15 protein-coding genes are annotated in these 14,967 nt (G+C 64.0%); 9 read left to right on the forward strand and 6 right to left on the reverse strand.

Going from position 1 to position 14,967, the window contains the following annotated elements:
* Positions 1 to 57: 57 nt before the first annotated feature.
* A complete protein-coding gene (locus tag G7044_RS01240; RefSeq protein ID WP_166324773.1) occupies positions 58 to 318 on the forward strand; it encodes a hypothetical protein in 261 nt (86 codons plus the stop codon).
* 60 nt (positions 319 to 378) lie between these two features.
* Here the strand turns inward: G7044_RS01240 and G7044_RS01245 are convergent, their stop codons facing one another.
* Entirely contained in the window at positions 379 to 1,587 is a 1,209-nt protein-coding gene (locus tag G7044_RS01245; RefSeq protein WP_166324776.1) for a pyridoxal phosphate-dependent aminotransferase, read from the reverse strand.
* A 70-nt stretch (positions 1,588 to 1,657) separates the two neighbouring features.
* Here G7044_RS01245 and G7044_RS01250 point away from each other — a divergent pair, with 70 nt between their 5' ends.
* A complete protein-coding gene (locus G7044_RS01250; RefSeq protein ID WP_166324779.1) occupies positions 1,658 to 1,981 on the forward strand; it encodes a succinate dehydrogenase assembly factor 2 in 324 nt (107 codons plus the stop codon).
* A gap of 52 nt (positions 1,982 to 2,033) precedes the next feature.
* The gene (locus tag G7044_RS01255) at positions 2,034 to 2,534 is read left to right on the forward strand and encodes a MarR family winged helix-turn-helix transcriptional regulator (protein WP_166324782.1); all 501 of its coding nucleotides are present in this window, start codon (positions 2,034 to 2,036) and stop codon (positions 2,532 to 2,534) included.
* Between the two features lie 143 nt (positions 2,535 to 2,677).
* Here G7044_RS01255 and G7044_RS01260 read toward each other — a convergent pair whose 3' ends face one another.
* Positions 2,678 to 3,103 (reverse strand): VOC family protein, encoded by a 426-nt coding sequence (locus tag G7044_RS01260; protein ID WP_166324785.1) that lies wholly within the window; start codon positions 3,101 to 3,103, stop codon positions 2,678 to 2,680.
* A 120-nt stretch (positions 3,104 to 3,223) separates the two neighbouring features.
* Between G7044_RS01260 and G7044_RS01265 the strand changes: the two genes are divergently transcribed.
* From G7044_RS01265 to G7044_RS01280, 4 genes are all read left to right on the forward strand, one after another.
* Positions 3,224 to 4,057, forward strand: a complete 834-nt coding sequence (locus tag G7044_RS01265) for a thymidylate synthase (protein ID WP_166324788.1) — start codon at positions 3,224 to 3,226, stop codon at positions 4,055 to 4,057.
* Positions 4,057 to 4,542, forward strand: coding sequence for a dihydrofolate reductase (locus G7044_RS01270; RefSeq protein WP_166324791.1), 486 nt, complete (start codon positions 4,057 to 4,059; stop codon positions 4,540 to 4,542). Before G7044_RS01265 ends, G7044_RS01270 begins: the two co-directional genes overlap by 1 nt.
* Positions 4,543 to 4,643: 101 nt before the next feature.
* Entirely contained in the window at positions 4,644 to 5,471 is an 828-nt protein-coding gene (locus tag G7044_RS01275) for a sulfotransferase domain-containing protein (protein WP_235931162.1), read from the forward strand.
* A gap of 219 nt (positions 5,472 to 5,690) precedes the next feature.
* Positions 5,691 to 7,733 carry a DEAD/DEAH box helicase gene (locus G7044_RS01280; RefSeq protein ID WP_166324794.1) on the forward strand — a complete coding sequence of 681 codons (2,043 nt, stop codon included), beginning with the start codon at positions 5,691 to 5,693 and terminating at the stop codon, positions 7,731 to 7,733.
* A gap of 107 nt (positions 7,734 to 7,840) precedes the next feature.
* Here G7044_RS01280 and G7044_RS01285 read toward each other — a convergent pair whose 3' ends face one another.
* From G7044_RS01285 to G7044_RS01300, 4 genes are all read right to left on the reverse strand, one after another.
* Positions 7,841 to 8,671 (reverse strand): alpha/beta fold hydrolase, encoded by an 831-nt coding sequence (locus tag G7044_RS01285; RefSeq protein WP_166324797.1) that lies wholly within the window; start codon positions 8,669 to 8,671, stop codon positions 7,841 to 7,843.
* 50 nt (positions 8,672 to 8,721) lie between these two features.
* Positions 8,722 to 9,510, reverse strand: coding sequence for an enoyl-ACP reductase FabI (locus G7044_RS01290; protein ID WP_166324800.1), 789 nt, complete (start codon positions 9,508 to 9,510; stop codon positions 8,722 to 8,724).
* A gap of 5 nt (positions 9,511 to 9,515) precedes the next feature.
* Entirely contained in the window at positions 9,516 to 10,745 is a 1,230-nt protein-coding gene (gene fabB / locus G7044_RS01295; protein WP_166324803.1) for a beta-ketoacyl-ACP synthase I, read from the reverse strand.
* Between the two features lie 178 nt (positions 10,746 to 10,923).
* Complete coding sequence (locus G7044_RS01300) at positions 10,924 to 12,219, reverse strand: NAD(P)/FAD-dependent oxidoreductase (RefSeq protein WP_166324806.1); 1,296 nt, start codon at positions 12,217 to 12,219, stop codon at positions 10,924 to 10,926.
* Between the two features lie 164 nt (positions 12,220 to 12,383).
* Between G7044_RS01300 and G7044_RS01305 the strand changes: the two genes are divergently transcribed.
* Positions 12,384 to 13,286, forward strand: coding sequence for a LysR substrate-binding domain-containing protein (locus tag G7044_RS01305; RefSeq protein WP_166324809.1), 903 nt, complete (start codon positions 12,384 to 12,386; stop codon positions 13,284 to 13,286).
* Between the two features lie 163 nt (positions 13,287 to 13,449).
* Complete coding sequence (locus G7044_RS01310; protein ID WP_166324812.1) at positions 13,450 to 14,934, forward strand: ABC transporter substrate-binding protein; 1,485 nt, start codon at positions 13,450 to 13,452, stop codon at positions 14,932 to 14,934.
* Positions 14,935 to 14,967: the final 33 nt, after the last annotated feature.

The following is a 14,967-nucleotide window of genomic DNA, read 5'->3' on the forward strand; positions in this document are numbered from 1 at the left end:
CACAAGCCCGCTTTATGAGGGTCAGCAGACGCGTCTTGATGAAATGGGAGAAAAGCGATGACCATGACGATCTGTGAACTGTCGGCCGCCCCCAAACTCCGGTCGCCCCTGGCGCGGCTGTTGCAGCGTATCGCCCTGTGGGATGAGGATCGGCATCAGCGCCGGCTGGTCCTGCGCACGCTGGACGAAATTCCTGACCACTTGCGCAAGGATATCGGGTTGGATGGCGGTGCGGGCCTGCGCGCGCCCCGCCGCGCCGGCCGGACCTTCATCCGCGATGGACGCGCCGACAGCAGCCTGAGCGACTGGCGCTGGTAAAGGGGCCGGAATGAACACGGGCGCCCGCTGCGTCACTGCGGCGGGCGCCCATCATTGCGATCAGTCGCGACGGCAGCCTTCGCAGAAGGCGCGGATGCGTGCCACGGCCTCGCGCAGCGTGTCGTCGCTGGCCGCATAGCTGACCCGGAAATGCGGCGACAGCCCGAACGCCGCGCCGAAGACGATGGCCACGCCGGTCTCGTCCAGCAGAGCGTTGGCGAAGGTCTCGTCATCGGTGATGGTGGTGTCACCCGCCGAAACGGTGCCGATCAGCCCTTTGATCGAGGGATAGACGTAAAACGCCCCCTGAGGGGTCGGGCAGGTAATGCCGGGGCAGTCGTTCAGCCCTGCCACCACCATATCGCGCCGACGCTGGAAGGCCGCGCGCGAGGTTTCCAGATAGTCCTGCGGCCCGGTCAGCGCCGCCAGCGCCGCATATTGGCTGATCGAACTGGGGTTCGAGGTTGATTGTGATTGCAGCTTCGCCATGGCCCGGATCAGCTCCACAGGCCCGGCGGCGTAGCCGATGCGCCAGCCGGTCATGGCGTAAGCCTTGCTGGCGCCGTTCATGGTCAGGGTGCGGTCTTTCAGGCGCGGCTCGACCTGGGCCGGGGTCACGAAGGTGAAGCCGTCGAAGACCAGATGTTCATAGATGTCGTCGGTCAGCACCCAGACCTGCGGGAAATCCAGCAGCACATCGGTCAGTGCCTTCATCTGTGCAGCGTCATAGGCCGCACCCGACGGGTTCGAAGGCGAATTCAGGATCAGCCACTTGGTGCGCGGCGTGATGGCGGCGCGAAGGGATTCGGGGGTCAGGCGAAAACCGTCCTCGGCCGGGCAGGGGACAATGAGCGGGGTGCCACCCGCCAGCGCCACGATATCGGGATAGCTGACCCAATAGGGTGCGGGAATGATGACCTCATCGCCGGGATTGACGGTGGCCAGCAGCGCGTTGAACAGGATCTGTTTGCCGCCCGAGGCGACGCTGACCTGATCGGGGGTATAATCCAACCCGTTTTCCCGCGCGAACTTGTCGCAGATGGCGCGCTTCAGTTCGGCAATGCCGTCGACCGTGGTATAACGGGTATGGCCGGCGTCGATGGCGGCCTTGCCGGCCTCGCGGATATGTTCAGGGGTGTCGAAATCCGGCTCTCCGGCGGACAGCGCGATGATGTCGCGGCCCTCGGCCTTCAGGGCGGCCGCGCGTCCGGTCATGGCGACCGTAGGCGAGGGCTTGATTCGATTGATCGCATCAGAGAGGAAGGCCATCGCGCGCTCCTTGGAATTGTGACGTTTACGTCTTAGGGTGCGCGCGGTCAGGCGACAAGCGAGGCAAGCCATGGAAAATCCCGAAATCCGGCTGAAGCGGCTGCAGATGCGCAGCTGGCGGCGCGGGATGAAGGAAATGGACCTGATCCTGGGCCCGTTCGCCGATTCGCAACTGGCCGATCTGTCCGAGGACCTGATGGCGCAATACGAACAGGTGATGGGTGAAAACGACCAAGACCTGTATCGCTGGATCATGGCACGGTCGCGCGGGCAGGCGGAGGGTCCGGCCGAAATCTCTGCCGTGCTGGACGTGATTTCTGCCTTTGCGCTTGGCCGTTTCAAGGACCAGCCCGCCGAGTTTACCAACAGGCCTCAGAAAAATTTGTCGAATTAACCGAAGATTCGGCTTTTTGCGTCAAGGTCGTCCCTAGTAAGGGGATGACCACATGAACGCTGCGCTGCCAAGTCCGGACCACAGTCCCCAAGGGGACACGGTTCATGCCTATTTTCAGAGCCTGCAATTGCTGGAACGACTGCACCGGCTGATGCTTGATCTGATCAAGGACGACTTTGAACGGCTTGGCCGCTGTGACCTGACACCTGTGCAGGCATTGCTGCTGTATAACATTGGCGAGGCCGAGGTATCGGCCGGCGAATTGCGGTCACGCGGCATGTATCAGGGCTCGAACGTATCTTATAATCTGAAGAAGCTGGTGGGCATGGGCTATGTCCACCACGAACGCAGCGATCAGGACCGCCGGTCTGTGCGGGTCCGGCTTAGCGATGCGGGCCAGGCGGTGCGCGAACAGATCGGTCAGCTTTTCGCCCGCCATGCCGATGATCTTGTGGCCTCCGGCATCCTTGACGATCCGCCGCTGGACCAAGTGAACGGGCAATGGCGCCGGATCGAGCGATATTGGACCGAGCAAATTCGCTATATCTACTAGGGATTGCTCGGGCCGTCGGTGTTCCAGTTGCCAATGCCCTGCGCTGCGACCGCAATGGCGATCGCGGCAGCCGTCAAGACGGGCGCAAACGGCCTTGTCCGCATCTGCCCCGCTATCCTATTTCGGCAGCCTGTTGCAGCATCCTACCAATGACCGGTATTTTCCATGCTGGCCCATGGCTCCTGCGGGTCCAGATGGCCGTCCTGCAATAGCTCGACCGAGATATTGTCGGGGCTGCGCACAAAGGCCATATGCCCGTCGCGCGGCGGCCGGTTGATGGTCACGCCGGCATCCATCAGCTTCTGGCACAGCGCATAGATGTCGTCAGTGCGGTAGGCGAGATGCCCGAAATGCCGGCTGTCCGCGGGCAACCCCTCATCCCCGTCCCAGTTATACGTCAGCTCAATCGGGGTCTCGTCCTGTCCGGGAGGGGCCATGAAAACCAGCGTGAATCGGCCTTTCTCGTTCTCGATCCGCTTGGTTTCCTCTAGCCCGAGCAGGCGATAGAAGGCCATCGACTGTTCCAGATCCTTTACGCGTACCATGGTGTGCAGATAGCGAAGCGTCATGTTCTGTCCTTTCAGCAATCTCGCCGACAATCTGCCACGCGTCGCGTCGGGTCAATGTGAATGCTGGCCGGGGTGACCGGGTGGCGCTAAGAAGGGGCAACAGCAAAGCGGAGACCGGGCATGCAGCAATACCATCAGGCGTTGAGGACGATTCTGGAACAGGGCGAGGTCACCACCGATCGCACCGGTACCGGCACCATCGCCTATTTTGGTATGCAAAGCCGTTACCCCCTGTCGCAGGGCTTTCCGCTGGTCACCACCAAGAAGCTGCATCTGCGTTCGATCATCCACGAATTGCTGTGGTTTCTCGCCGGCGACACCAATATCGGCTATCTGAAGGCGAACAAGGTGTCGATCTGGGACGAATGGGCCGACGCGAATGGCGATCTTGGCCCGGTTTACGGCCATCAATGGCGGCGGTTTCCGGCGCTGGAACCGGCTGGCGCGGCGGCAGACGGCCAGCCGCTGTTCTTTGCCCGCTCGGTCGATCAGATCGCCGAGCTGGTCGAGAATATCCGCAAGAACCCCGACAGCCGCCGCCTGATCGTCTCGGCCTGGAATCCCGGTGACGTGCCCGATATGGCGCTGCCGCCCTGCCACACGCTATGGCAGGTCCGAATTATCGGGCGCAAGATGCACCTGCAATTGTATCAGCGCTCTGCCGATATGTTCCTGGGGGTGCCATTCAATATCGCGTCATATGCGTTGCTGCTGGCGATGCTGGCCCATGTGACAGGTTATGAGGCCGGCGATTTTATCCATACGCTGGGCGATGCCCATATCTATTCCAACCATGTGGAACAGGTGGAGCTTCAACTGTCGCGGCAGCCGAAACCGCTGCCGCAGCTGCGGATTACCCGGAAGGTCGATTCAATCTTCGATTTCAAATTCGAGGATTTTGAGTTTCTCAATTACGACCCCGATCCCGCCATCAAGGCGCCGGTGGCTGTCTGATGCTGACGCTGATTGTCGCGCGCGCCCGCAACGGTGCCATCGGTCGGGCCGGGCAGATCCCCTGGCACATCCCCGCGGATCTGGCCTTTTTCAAGCGCGAGACACTGGGCGGCGCGCTGATCATGGGGCGGCGGACCTGGGAAAGCCTTCCGTTCAAACCCCTGAAAGAGCGGCTGAACATCGTCGTCACCACGACGCTGGACCTGCCGGGTCACGCGGTCCCTGATCTGGACGCCGCCATCCCTGCGGCACGCACCGCCGGCTATGCCCGCCTTTACGGCATCGGTGGCCAGCGGATTTATACGGAGTTGCTGCCTCGTGCCGACCGTCTGCTGATTACCGAGGTCGACACCGTTGTCGACGACGCCGATGCCTTTTTCCCGGATTTCGACGAAACTGCATGGCACGAAACGGCACGCTATCCAATCGAGAGTGACAGCTTTCCTGCCGCTGTGAGAGAGCTTCGTTTGCGCCGCGACACCTGACGCGATCGTGCCCCGATATTACTGGTAAACTAAACGATCTATCGTAAAATCTGACTGAGTGGTTTCTGATATGATTCGGAGCGATGAACACGTTGCCCAACATGCTGCATTATGCATGGAAGCGCGTATCCAACAGTGTCGCGCGCAGTTCCTATACGGATCGGATTGACGCGATCCTGGCCTCTTATCCGAAATCCGGGCGGACCTGGTTTCGGTTTATCCTGTCATCTTATCTGAATAAAGCCTACGGGCTGAAGGCCGCGCCGGATCTTCACTCGATGTTCACGGTTGTGCCGAATTTCGACATGGACGCCACACGGGGACTGCCCGCGTTCGGGTTTGGCAATGCGAAGCCGAAGCCGCCATTGATCGCGGTCAGTCACAGAAGCTATTCCGCGCGGGTATTTCGCAAATGTCCGACAATCTTCATGCTTCGCAATCCGAAGGATGTGATCGTTTCTTCCTATTTCCATGCGACCGGCCAGAAGCACCGTTTCTCGGGCAGCCTTGATGAATTTCTAACTGATCGCGGGCAGGGCGTTGCTGCGCTGACCGAATATCTGAACGGCTGGGCGCGTGGCTTGCAGCAACGCCGGCATGTCACGCTCAGCTATGAACGGCTGACGGCTGATCCCATGACAGAGACGGCGCGCGTGCTGAACTTCCTGGGGCTGGATGTCGAACAGCATCATCTTGCCGCCGCTGTCGAGGCCGCCAGTTTTCAGAACATGCGCAAGCTAGAGTTGAGGAAGGGCCTGCCCGGCCATGACTATGATCGCACGAATGAGGAAAATTTGCGGATGCGGCGCGGCAAGGTTGGCGGCTTTGCCGACTATCTGACGGATGCGCAGATTGCGCTGATCGACCGCATGTGCGAGCGCGACCTGACCGATGCGGCGAAAGCGTTGCTCAAGCAGGTGACGATCTGACATCATCTGCTGCGCTGATGCGTTGCATTGGTGCGCAGGACCGCCGGGCGGGAAAAACTGCCCGGATCCACGGCATTTCCGCGAAACGCCTTTGACTTTCTGCAACTGCGGCGATACTGCGGCGGATCGGCTGTTCTGGGATGCGTGCGGGTTATGGGCCGCGCGCCAGCAGGACCGGGCCGCTCACCCGGGCCTCCGGCCCCATTCCAGGCAGAATACATGACCAATTCCGATATCGCCGCGCCTTTGGCTGCGGCCCTGGCCGACCGAGGCTATGAAACCCTGACCGCCGTGCAGCAGGCCGTATTGGCACCTGATGCGCAGGGCCGTGACCTGCTGGTGTCGGCACAGACCGGCTCTGGCAAGACGGTGGCCTTTGGCATCGCGGCCGCCCCTGACCTGCTGGGCGAAACTGGCAGTCTGCCCCAAGGCAGTGCGCCCTTGGCCCTGGCCATCGCGCCGACGCGTGAGCTGGCCTTGCAAGTCGCGGCCGAGCTCGGCTGGCTCTATGCCGCAACCGGCGCCCAGATCGCCACTTGTGTCGGCGGCATGGATTACCGCACCGAACGCCGGGCGCTGGCACGTGGCGCCCAGATCGTCGTCGGCACCCCCGGCCGCCTGCGCGACCATATCGAGCGCGGCTCGCTGGATCTTGCCGATCTGCGCGTGGCGGTGCTGGATGAAGCCGATGAGATGCTGGATCTCGGCTTTCGTGAGGATCTGGAATTCATCCTTGAATCCGCGCCCGAGACCCGCCGCACGCTGATGTTCTCGGCCACGGTGCCCGCCGCCATCGAAAAGCTGGCCCGAGATTTCCAGCGCGACGCTCTGCGCGTCGCCGCCATGGGCGAGGCGCGCCAGCACGGCGACATCGCTTATCGGGCTCTGTCGGTTGCCGCGCGCGACCGCGAGAATGCCATCTTCAACCTGCTGCGCTATTATGAAGCGCAGACCGCCATCATCTTCTGCAAGACCCGCGCCAATGTGAACCACCTGCTGGCCCGAATGGGCAATCGCGGTTTTCGCGTCGTGGCGCTGTCGGGCGAGCTGTCGCAGCAGGAACGCACCCATGCGCTGCAGGCGCTGCGCGACGGGCGGGCGCGGGTCTGTATCGCGACCGATGTCGCCGCGCGCGGTATTGACTTGCCGGGGCTGGAGCTGGTGATCCATGCCGACCTGCCGACCAATTCGGAAACCCTGCTGCACCGTTCAGGCCGCACCGGGCGGGCGGGGGCCAAGGGTGTCTCGGCGCTGATCGTGGCGCCTTCGGAATACAAGAAGGCGCAGCGTCTGTTGTCTGGAGCGAAGGTGGTGGCGGAATGGGGCAAGGCGCCTTCCGCCGACGAGGTCAGCGCCCGCGATGATGTCCGCATGCTGGAACACCCGGCGCTGAAAACCTCGCTGGAAGACATGGCCATCGCCAATGACCTGCTGGCGCGGGTGGGGCCGGAACAGGTCGCGGCTGCCTTTGTGCAGCTCTGGCGCGAGGGGCGGCCCTCGCCAGAAGAACTGACCGACACCTCGGTGCCGCATTCGGATGCCAAGCCGCGCGCGCCGCGCGAATTCGGCAGCTCGGTCTGGTTCCAGCTTTCGGTCGGCCATACCGGCCGGGCCGAGGCGCGCTGGCTGCTGCCGAAGATCTGCGAGGCAGGCGGCATCACCCGCGACTCCATAGGTGCCATCCGCATCCGCGAGAATGAAAGCTTCGTGCAGATCGCCACGGCTGACGCCCCCCGCTTCGGCGAGGCGCTGGAGATCGAGCCGGGCCTGATGATGCATCGCATGCAGGGCGAACCCTCGCTTGACACCAGCCGGCGCGAACCCCGGCCCAACTCGCGCCCGAATTCGCGCCCCTCGAAACCCGCGCGCGAGGCTCGCGCGCCCCGTCCCGCGCCGGACGACACGCCGCGTTGGTCGCCCGTGACCGAGGCGGACGCCCCCCCGGCCGAGGCCCCGCGCCAAAAGGCCCGCTGGACCGGCGCGCAGAAAAGCGCCCGAAGCAAAGAGACCGCGCCGGCAGAAGGCGCAAAGCCCGCGAAGTTCGCTGGTAAATCTGCGGGAAAACCGGCGGGCAAACCTGCGGGCAAATTCGCCGGCAAACCGAAGGCGAAAACCTGGGCAGGGGACAAGCCGGCCGGCAAGCCCGCAGGAAAACCCGCTGGCAAGGCCGCCGGAAAATACGCCGCCAAATCCGCGCGTCCCGGCGCTCGCGGGGGTGACGCGGGAACGGCAGCACCGCGCCGGCCAAAGGCGCGCGGCTAAGATCGAAAAAGCAATGGCCCGCAATCGAAAGATCGCGGGCCATTTGCCATGACTATCCCCAATCCGGCGCCTGACAGGCGCAGAACAGAGGGGTTTGGGAAGGCAGGCTAACCTGTCATCGCCCCGATCCAGCTGCGGATTACGCCCAGGCTCTCCGCCTCGTCCAGCCAGGGCACATGGGCGCGGTCAGGCACCTCGGCATAGATGCCGTCTGGCCGACGCGTCCGCATCTCGGCATAGGCCGCGGGTGACAGCAGGTCAGAATTTGCCCCCCGGATCAGCGCCACGGGGATGCCCGCCGTGGCGTCCCAAAGCGGCCACAAATCGGGCGCCTCGCCTTGAAATGCTGCCAGAAATGCCTCGCGGAGGGTGGCGTCATAGCGGATGGTCAAACCCTCGGGCGTTTCCAGATAGAACTTCTCGGCATCCGCCCGCCAGCGACCCGCAGGGACATTGGCAAATCCCGGGCTCAACGCCGCCATCCGTTCGGCTACGGCATCATATGTTTTCGCCGCGGGGTTTCTGCCGACATAATCGAAAATCCGCTCTAGCCCGGCGCGTTCGATCACTGGCCCGACATCGTTCAGACACAGCCCCAACAGCCGATCCTTCGCCATGGCCGCCATCAGCAGCCCGATCAATCCGCCACGAGAGGTCCCCAGCACTGCGGCCTTCCCGATGCCCAGATGATCCAGCAGCTGCACGGCATCCTTGCCTTCAAGCGGCACGGTATAGGTCGCGGCCCCGGTATAGTCAGACTGACCGCGCCCGCGATAATCCATGCGGATCAGTCGCACGCCCGGCAGATGCGGCGCGACATAATCGAAATCCGCCATGTTCCGCGTCAGCCCGGCAAGGCACAGGACCGGCAGTCCCTCACCTTCGTCCCGATAGGCAATCTTCGCGCCGTCATCTGCGGTAAAGAACTGTGTGCTCATGTCACTCTGGTCCAAATATCCCGGCGACGGGGTGGAGCCCCGCCCTGACCTCAAAGATTTTCGCTCTGCGGCATGCCCAGCACGTGATAGCCGCCATCGACCAGCACGATCTCGCCCGTGGTGCAGGCGGCCCAGTCGCTGGTCAGCCAGACGGCAGTGCCACCGATGGCATCCAGCGTCGCGTTGGCGCGCAGCGGCGCGTTGGCCTGAGTGTGCCGGAAGGTCTTGCGCGCCCCGCCAATCGCCGCGCCCGCCAGGGTCTTCATCGGGCCGGGGCTGATCGCGTTGACGCGGATGCCGTCGGGCCCGAGGTCGTTGGCCAAATAGCGGACCGTCGCCTCCAGCGCGGCCTTGGCCACGCCCATGACGTTGTAGAATGGCGTCACCCGGTTCGAGCCGCCATAGGTCAGCGTCAGGATCGACCCGCCCGCGCTCATCAGCGGATGGGCGCGGCGCGCCACCTCGATCAGCGAGTAGCAGGAAATATCCAGCGAATTCTTGAAGTTTTCGCGGCTGGTATCCACGAAGCGTCCGGTCAGTTCGTCCTTATTGGAAAAGGCGATGGCATGGACCAGGAAATCAAGGTTTCCCCAGCGGTCGGCAAGCGTGCCGAAGGCCGCATCAAGGCTGGCGTCATTGGTCACGTCAACGTCGATCAGCAGGTCCGAGCCCACTGATTGCGCCAGCGGCCGCACGCGTTCGGCGAACATATCGCCCTGATAGGTGAAGGCCAGTTCCGCGCCTTCACCCGCCAGTGCCTTTGCGATCCCCCAGGCGATGGAGCGGTCATTGGCGACCCCCATGACCAGTCCGCGTTTGCCCTTCAAAAGATCGCCCATTCAAATCATCCCTGAAATTTCGACATCAGCAGCGTCGCATTGGTCCCGCCAAAGCCGAAGCTGTTGGACAGGACGCTATCGAAATCGACATTGTCGACACGCTGCAAGGCGATTTCCTCAGGTTTTAGCTCGGGGTCAAGCTCGGTCACGTTCGCCGATGCGGCAATGAAGCCGTTTTGCATCATCAGCAGCGAATAGATCGCCTCGTGCACGCCGGTCGCGCCCAGCGAATGGCCGGTCAGCGACTTGGTGGATGACACCGGCGGGGTCGAGCCTTCGCCGAAGACGCGACGGATGGCCTTGATCTCGCCCACGTCGCCCACCGGGGTCGAGGTCCCGTGCGAGTTGATATAGCTGACCTTGCGGCCTTCCGGCAGGGTTGCCAGCGCCACGCGCATCGACCGCTCGCCACCTTCGCCGGACGGTGCGACCATGTCGTAACCGTCCGAGGTGGCGCCATATCCGGTGACTTCGGCATAGATCTTCGCGCCGCGCGCCAGCGCATGATCCAGTTCTTCCAGCACGACGACGCCGCCGCCGCCGGCGATGACGAAACCGTCGCGGGTCACGTCATAGGGGCGCGAGGCGCTTTCGGGGGTATCGTTATACTTGGACGACATCGCGCCCATGGCATCGAACAGGCAGGACAGGGTCCAGTGCAGCTCTTCGCCGCCGCCGGCAAAGACGACGTCCTGCTTGCCCATCTGGATCTGCTCGACCCCGTTGCCGATGCAATGCGCACTGGTCGAGCAGGCAGAGGTGATCGAATAGTTCACGCCCTTGATCTTGAACGGCGTCGCGAGGCAAGCCGAGTTGGTCGAGGACATGCAGCGCGTCACCATGAACGGCCCCATGCGTTTGGGCGCGCCCTTTTCGATGACGATCTGATGGGCGTCAAAGAAATTCGAGGTGGACGGCCCGCCGGACCCCATGATCAGGCCGGTGCGCGGATTGGAAACGTCCGACTCCTCCAGCCCGGAATCCTTGATCGCCTGTTCCATGGCGATGAAATTATAGGCCGCACCGGGCCCCATGAAGCGCAGGTTGCGCTTGTCGATATGGTCTTCCAGCACGATCTGCGGCATGCCGTGGACCTGGCTGCGAAAGCCGTGTTCGGCATATTCTGGTGCAAAAACAATGCCGGAACGACCCGCTTTCAGGCTGTCGGTGACTTCCTCGGCATTGTTGCCGATGGGCGAGACGATCCCCAGCCCGGTGATGACGACGCGGCGCATGCACGCTCCTTCTCTTTCTCGTTCAAGGGCTTGCCCTCGTTGATGTGACGATAGTCATCCGACCCTTCTCAAACAAGACCGCGAGAAGGCGACACATATCGTTACTTGCCGTGATCATAGCCGATCCGAGGGGGCGGTCGAAAGGGAGGAGCAGCGGAAAAAGCGCGAAAACCCGTGGCTAGCGATTTGCTGCCCGAAACATGCGTCCGGCAAAGCGGGCGGCGGCAAAAGGCGCGGCATCGATGGGGGCAGGGCGCCCGGCCAGTTGGGCCGCGGCGATGGCGGCGGTCATGGGCGCGGCAGCCAGCCCGACATGGCCATGGCCAAAGGCGTAATGCACCCCGCCGACGCCCGAGGCGGGGCCGATCACCGGCAACCCGTCGGGGGTCGAAGGGCGGTGCCCCAGCCAGCGCCGCAACAGGGCCGCGTCGAAACGCAATGCCGGATAGGCGCGGCGCATATTGTCCAGCAGGATCTCGGCGCGGCGCCAGTCGGGGGCGTCGCCGGTGCCGGCCAGCTCGACCTGACCGGCGGCCCGCAGGCCGGTCGCACAGGGAGAGTTCGCCATCTTGCCATCCGCGGGCATGATAGGCCGGGCGGGGCCACCGGTCGCGCCGGGCAGTTCGACGTGATAGCCGCGCTCGCTAACCAGCGGCACCCGGTCGCCCGCTGCCCGCGCCAATGCACCCGAGGCGATGCCCGCCGCCACCAGTGCTGCGTCGCAGGCGATGGGGCCGTGATCGGTCTGCACAGCGGTCAGCTTCCCTGCCATGACCTCGAAGCCGGTCGCCCGCGCATGGCGCCGATTGGCCCCGCCTGCGACAGCTGCCTGTGCCAAAGCAGCGACATAGCCGCCCGGGTCGGTGCACCACGCGCCCGAAGGCAGATAGGCCGCAAAGCGGTAGCTCGGACCAAGGGCGGGCTCCAGCTGGTGCAGCGCCCCGCCGTCGAGTTCCTGCCAATCAAGGCCGTTTTCGCGGCGAATGGTCCAGGAAAGAGCCTCGGCTTCGAAATCGGCGCGGGTCGGATATGCATAGATCAGGCCGTCATGGCGGATCATTCCCGGCTGGCCGATGCCAAGCGCGATTGCGGCGTGACGGCCGGGTGCGTCGCCCAGCAGCCCATTCAGGATGCCCGCCGTGCGCCGGACGCGGGCAGGCGTGGCCCCAGACAGCAGAAAGCGGATCAGCCAGGGCGTCAGCGCGGGCAGGCTGCGCCAGCGGATCGTCAGCGGTCCGGCCGGGTCCGCCAGCAGGCGCGGCACCTGCCGCCACAGCCCCGGAAACGACATCGGGATGATCGAAGCCGGACTGATGAATGCGCCATTGCCGAAGCTGGCCGCCTGCGGGCCGCCGGGCGGGGCAGGGTCGATCAGCGTGATGCGCCGCCCATCGGCCAGCAGTGCCAGCGCTGCGCAGGTCCCGACGATGCCCGCGCCGATCACCGCGACATGTTCGGGGCCGGATGTGGTCATGGCGGTCCTGCTGTTGGCCGAGCGGAGTGGCTGAAATGGTGCGGGGCCACGGCTGCATGCGGCCCCTTCACGCAGGTTAGCCGCGCAGGCGCGTCGCATGGAATGCTTGGAAAATTTGACCCGCTATGATTTTTCATCATGGACAGTTCACATAAGGACACAAGATGCGCCGCTTCCTGCCCTCGCTTTCCGCGCTTCAGGCCTTTGAATCCGCCGCCCGGCATCTCAGCTTTACCCGCGCGGCCGAGGATCTGATGCTGACCCAAAGCGCCGTCAGCCGGCAGATCGGCAATCTGGAAACCACGCTGGGGGTGCGGCTGTTCGAACGCACCGGCTCTCGGCTTGTGCTGACCGATACCGGGCGCAGCCTGTCCGACGATGTGCGCCAGATGCTGGACCGGTTGGAGGAGGTGTCCATCGACGCCGTGCGCGGCCGCAAGGCAAATGCGGCGGTGATCCTCGGGGGCAGCAGCACTTTCGTTCTGCGCTGGCTTCTGCCGCGCCTGCCGGGGTTTTCGCGCGCCCATCCCGGCATTCCGCTGGAGATCGCCGAGCTGCCCCCGCGCGCCGAGCCGGGTGCCACCGAGGCCGATATCACCATCCTGCGCGGGCTGGGATCATGGCCGGGAATGCGGGTGCGAAAGCTGTTTTCGGAACGGTTGGCCGTGGTGGCGGCACCGGCGCTGCGCGGCCAGATCGGTCCCCCGGATGCGCGGCTGGACTTTCGCCGGTTGCCGGCCTTGCAAAATTCCAGCCGCCCGGCGCTGTGGCTGGCCTGGCTGCGTGCCTCGGGGCGGGACCATGACGGGGCCATTCAGGGCACGCGTTTGCCGCGCAGCGAAATGCTGATCCGCGCCGCGCTTGACGGGCAGGGGCTGGCTGTGGTGCCGCTGCATCATGTCGAGGAGGAGTTGCGCGACGGCAGACTATACCTGCCGTTCGGCGCCGCGGTCCCTTCGGGCGAGGCCTATTGGATCGCTGTCCCCGAGGCGCGCGCACACCGGCCCGAACTGATGCTGATGCGCGACTGGCTGCTGCGCGAAGCGCGGGGGGCGGATGCGGATTGATCCGGCCCCATGATAAAAAATCATGCCGGAACCAGTTTTCCGTATTTTCCCTCACCCCGGCGGTAAACCTAAGCTTGAAGTTCAAATAATCGGCTGCACCGCCGGCCTGCGGGATCCGTCTGGACCGCCTGCCGAACTGGATGCGCATGACAGGGGTGACCGGATGACGATTGCAAAACTGACGAGAGCCGCCAGCGTCGGGCTGCTGATCTCTACCGTGCTTTCGGGCGCGGTGTGGGCGCAGGCCATTACCATCGCCATCGGGTCCGAGCCCTCGACCCTGGACCCGCAGCTGCGCGACGATGGCGGCGAGCGGCAGGTGAATGACAATATATATGAGGCGCTGATGGCGCGCAGCCCGACGGGCGAGCTGGTCCCCGGCCTTGCGGCCGAAGCGCCCACCCGGGTCGACGACACCACCTGGCAGTTCAAGCTGCGCCCGGATGTCAGCTTCCATAACGGCGCGCCCTTCAATGCCGACGCGGTTGTGGCCTCGGTCGCGCGGGTGATCGACCCGGCCAACAATTCTGAACAGATGGCCTATTTCGGCACCATCAAGGGGGCCGAGAAGGTCGATGACCTGACCGTCAACATCCTGACCACCGGGCCGGACCCGATCCTGCCTTCGCGCATGTATTGGATGAAGATGATCGAGCCGGGCTATGCTGCATCCGGCGATCTGGCCGGGGCACCGGTGGGAACGGGGCCTTACAAGCTGGAGGGCTGGAATCGCGGCACCGATCTGAAACTGGTTGCCAATGACGCCTATTGGGGCGGCGCGCCGCAGATCGACGAGGTGACTTACCGCTTTGTGGCCGAACCGGGCACCCGGCTGTCGGGGCTGATGGCGGGCGAATTCGATGTCATCACCAACCTGCTGCCGGAATTCACTGCATCCGTGCCGAAATTCGCTGCCGTTCCGGGGCTGGAAACCTCGGTCTTCGTGCTGGGGACGGATAACGAGGTGACGAAGGATCCCAAGGTGCGCGAGGCGCTGAACCTGGCCATCGACCGGCAGGCCATGGTTGACGGGCTGTTCATGGGCTATGCCAGCATCGCCAAGGGCACCCATATCAACCCCGCCGCCACCGGTTTCAACGCCGATCTGGAACCCTATGCTTACGACCCCGACCGCGCCCGCGCGCTGATCGAGGAGGCCGGCGCCGCCGGCAAGCCGCTGGTCGTGGTGGGCGAATCCGGGCGCTGGTTGAAGGACCGCGAACAGATCGAGGCGGTCGCCGCCTATTGGGCCGAAACCGGGCTTCAGGTCACCACCGACATTCAGGAATTTTCGCAGTATCTGGACAGCCTGATGGGCGACGGCCCGCGCCCCGATGCCATCTTCATCGCCAATTCCAACGAATTGCTGGATGCCGATCGCGAACTGTCCTTCATCTATCACAAGGACGGCGCGGCAGCGTCGAATTCCGATGCCGAGATGGCGGCCAAGATCGACGCCGCCCGCGTCGAGATCGACCCCGCCAAGCGCAAGGCGCTGCTGGACGAGGTGCAGAAGACCGCGCATGATCTCAGCTATACGGTGCCGCTGTTCAACCTGAACGACATTTACGGCATGTCCGAGCGGATGGAATGGCAGCCCCGCACCGATGCCAAGCTGATGGTCAGCGAAATGAAGGTGACCGAATAAGCCCAGCCGTCCGGCCCCTCGCAGGCCGGGCCG

Origin of the sequence: Paracoccus xiamenensis (assembly GCF_011308835.1) — a bacterium.
Taxonomy (GTDB): domain Bacteria; phylum Pseudomonadota; class Alphaproteobacteria; order Rhodobacterales; family Rhodobacteraceae; genus Paracoccus; species Paracoccus xiamenensis.

Excerpts from the sequence above, each read along its gene's own strand:
- G7044_RS01240 (WP_166324773.1), top strand. The coding sequence starts at position 58 with ATGACCATGACGATCTGTGAACTGTCGGCCGCCCCCAAACTCCGGTCG.
- G7044_RS01245 (WP_166324776.1), bottom strand. The coding sequence starts at position 1,587 with ATGGCCTTCCTCTCTGATGCGATCAATCGAATCAAGCCCTCGCCTACG.
- G7044_RS01250 (WP_166324779.1), top strand. The coding sequence starts at position 1,658 with ATGGAAAATCCCGAAATCCGGCTGAAGCGGCTGCAGATGCGCAGCTGG.
- G7044_RS01255 (WP_166324782.1), top strand. The coding sequence starts at position 2,034 with ATGAACGCTGCGCTGCCAAGTCCGGACCACAGTCCCCAAGGGGACACG.
- G7044_RS01260 (WP_166324785.1), bottom strand. The coding sequence starts at position 3,103 with ATGACGCTTCGCTATCTGCACACCATGGTACGCGTAAAGGATCTGGAA.
- G7044_RS01265 (WP_166324788.1), top strand. The coding sequence starts at position 3,224 with ATGCAGCAATACCATCAGGCGTTGAGGACGATTCTGGAACAGGGCGAG.
- G7044_RS01270 (WP_166324791.1), top strand. The coding sequence starts at position 4,057 with ATGCTGACGCTGATTGTCGCGCGCGCCCGCAACGGTGCCATCGGTCGG.
- G7044_RS01275 (WP_235931162.1), top strand. The coding sequence starts at position 4,644 with ATGCTGCATTATGCATGGAAGCGCGTATCCAACAGTGTCGCGCGCAGT.
- G7044_RS01280 (WP_166324794.1), top strand. The coding sequence starts at position 5,691 with ATGACCAATTCCGATATCGCCGCGCCTTTGGCTGCGGCCCTGGCCGAC.
- G7044_RS01285 (WP_166324797.1), bottom strand. The coding sequence starts at position 8,671 with ATGAGCACACAGTTCTTTACCGCAGATGACGGCGCGAAGATTGCCTAT.
- G7044_RS01290 (WP_166324800.1), bottom strand. The coding sequence starts at position 9,510 with ATGGGCGATCTTTTGAAGGGCAAACGCGGACTGGTCATGGGGGTCGCC.
- fabB (WP_166324803.1), bottom strand. The coding sequence starts at position 10,745 with ATGCGCCGCGTCGTCATCACCGGGCTGGGGATCGTCTCGCCCATCGGC.
- G7044_RS01300 (WP_166324806.1), bottom strand. The coding sequence starts at position 12,219 with ATGACCACATCCGGCCCCGAACATGTCGCGGTGATCGGCGCGGGCATC.
- G7044_RS01305 (WP_166324809.1), top strand. The coding sequence starts at position 12,384 with ATGCGCCGCTTCCTGCCCTCGCTTTCCGCGCTTCAGGCCTTTGAATCC.
- G7044_RS01310 (WP_166324812.1), top strand. The coding sequence starts at position 13,450 with ATGACGATTGCAAAACTGACGAGAGCCGCCAGCGTCGGGCTGCTGATC.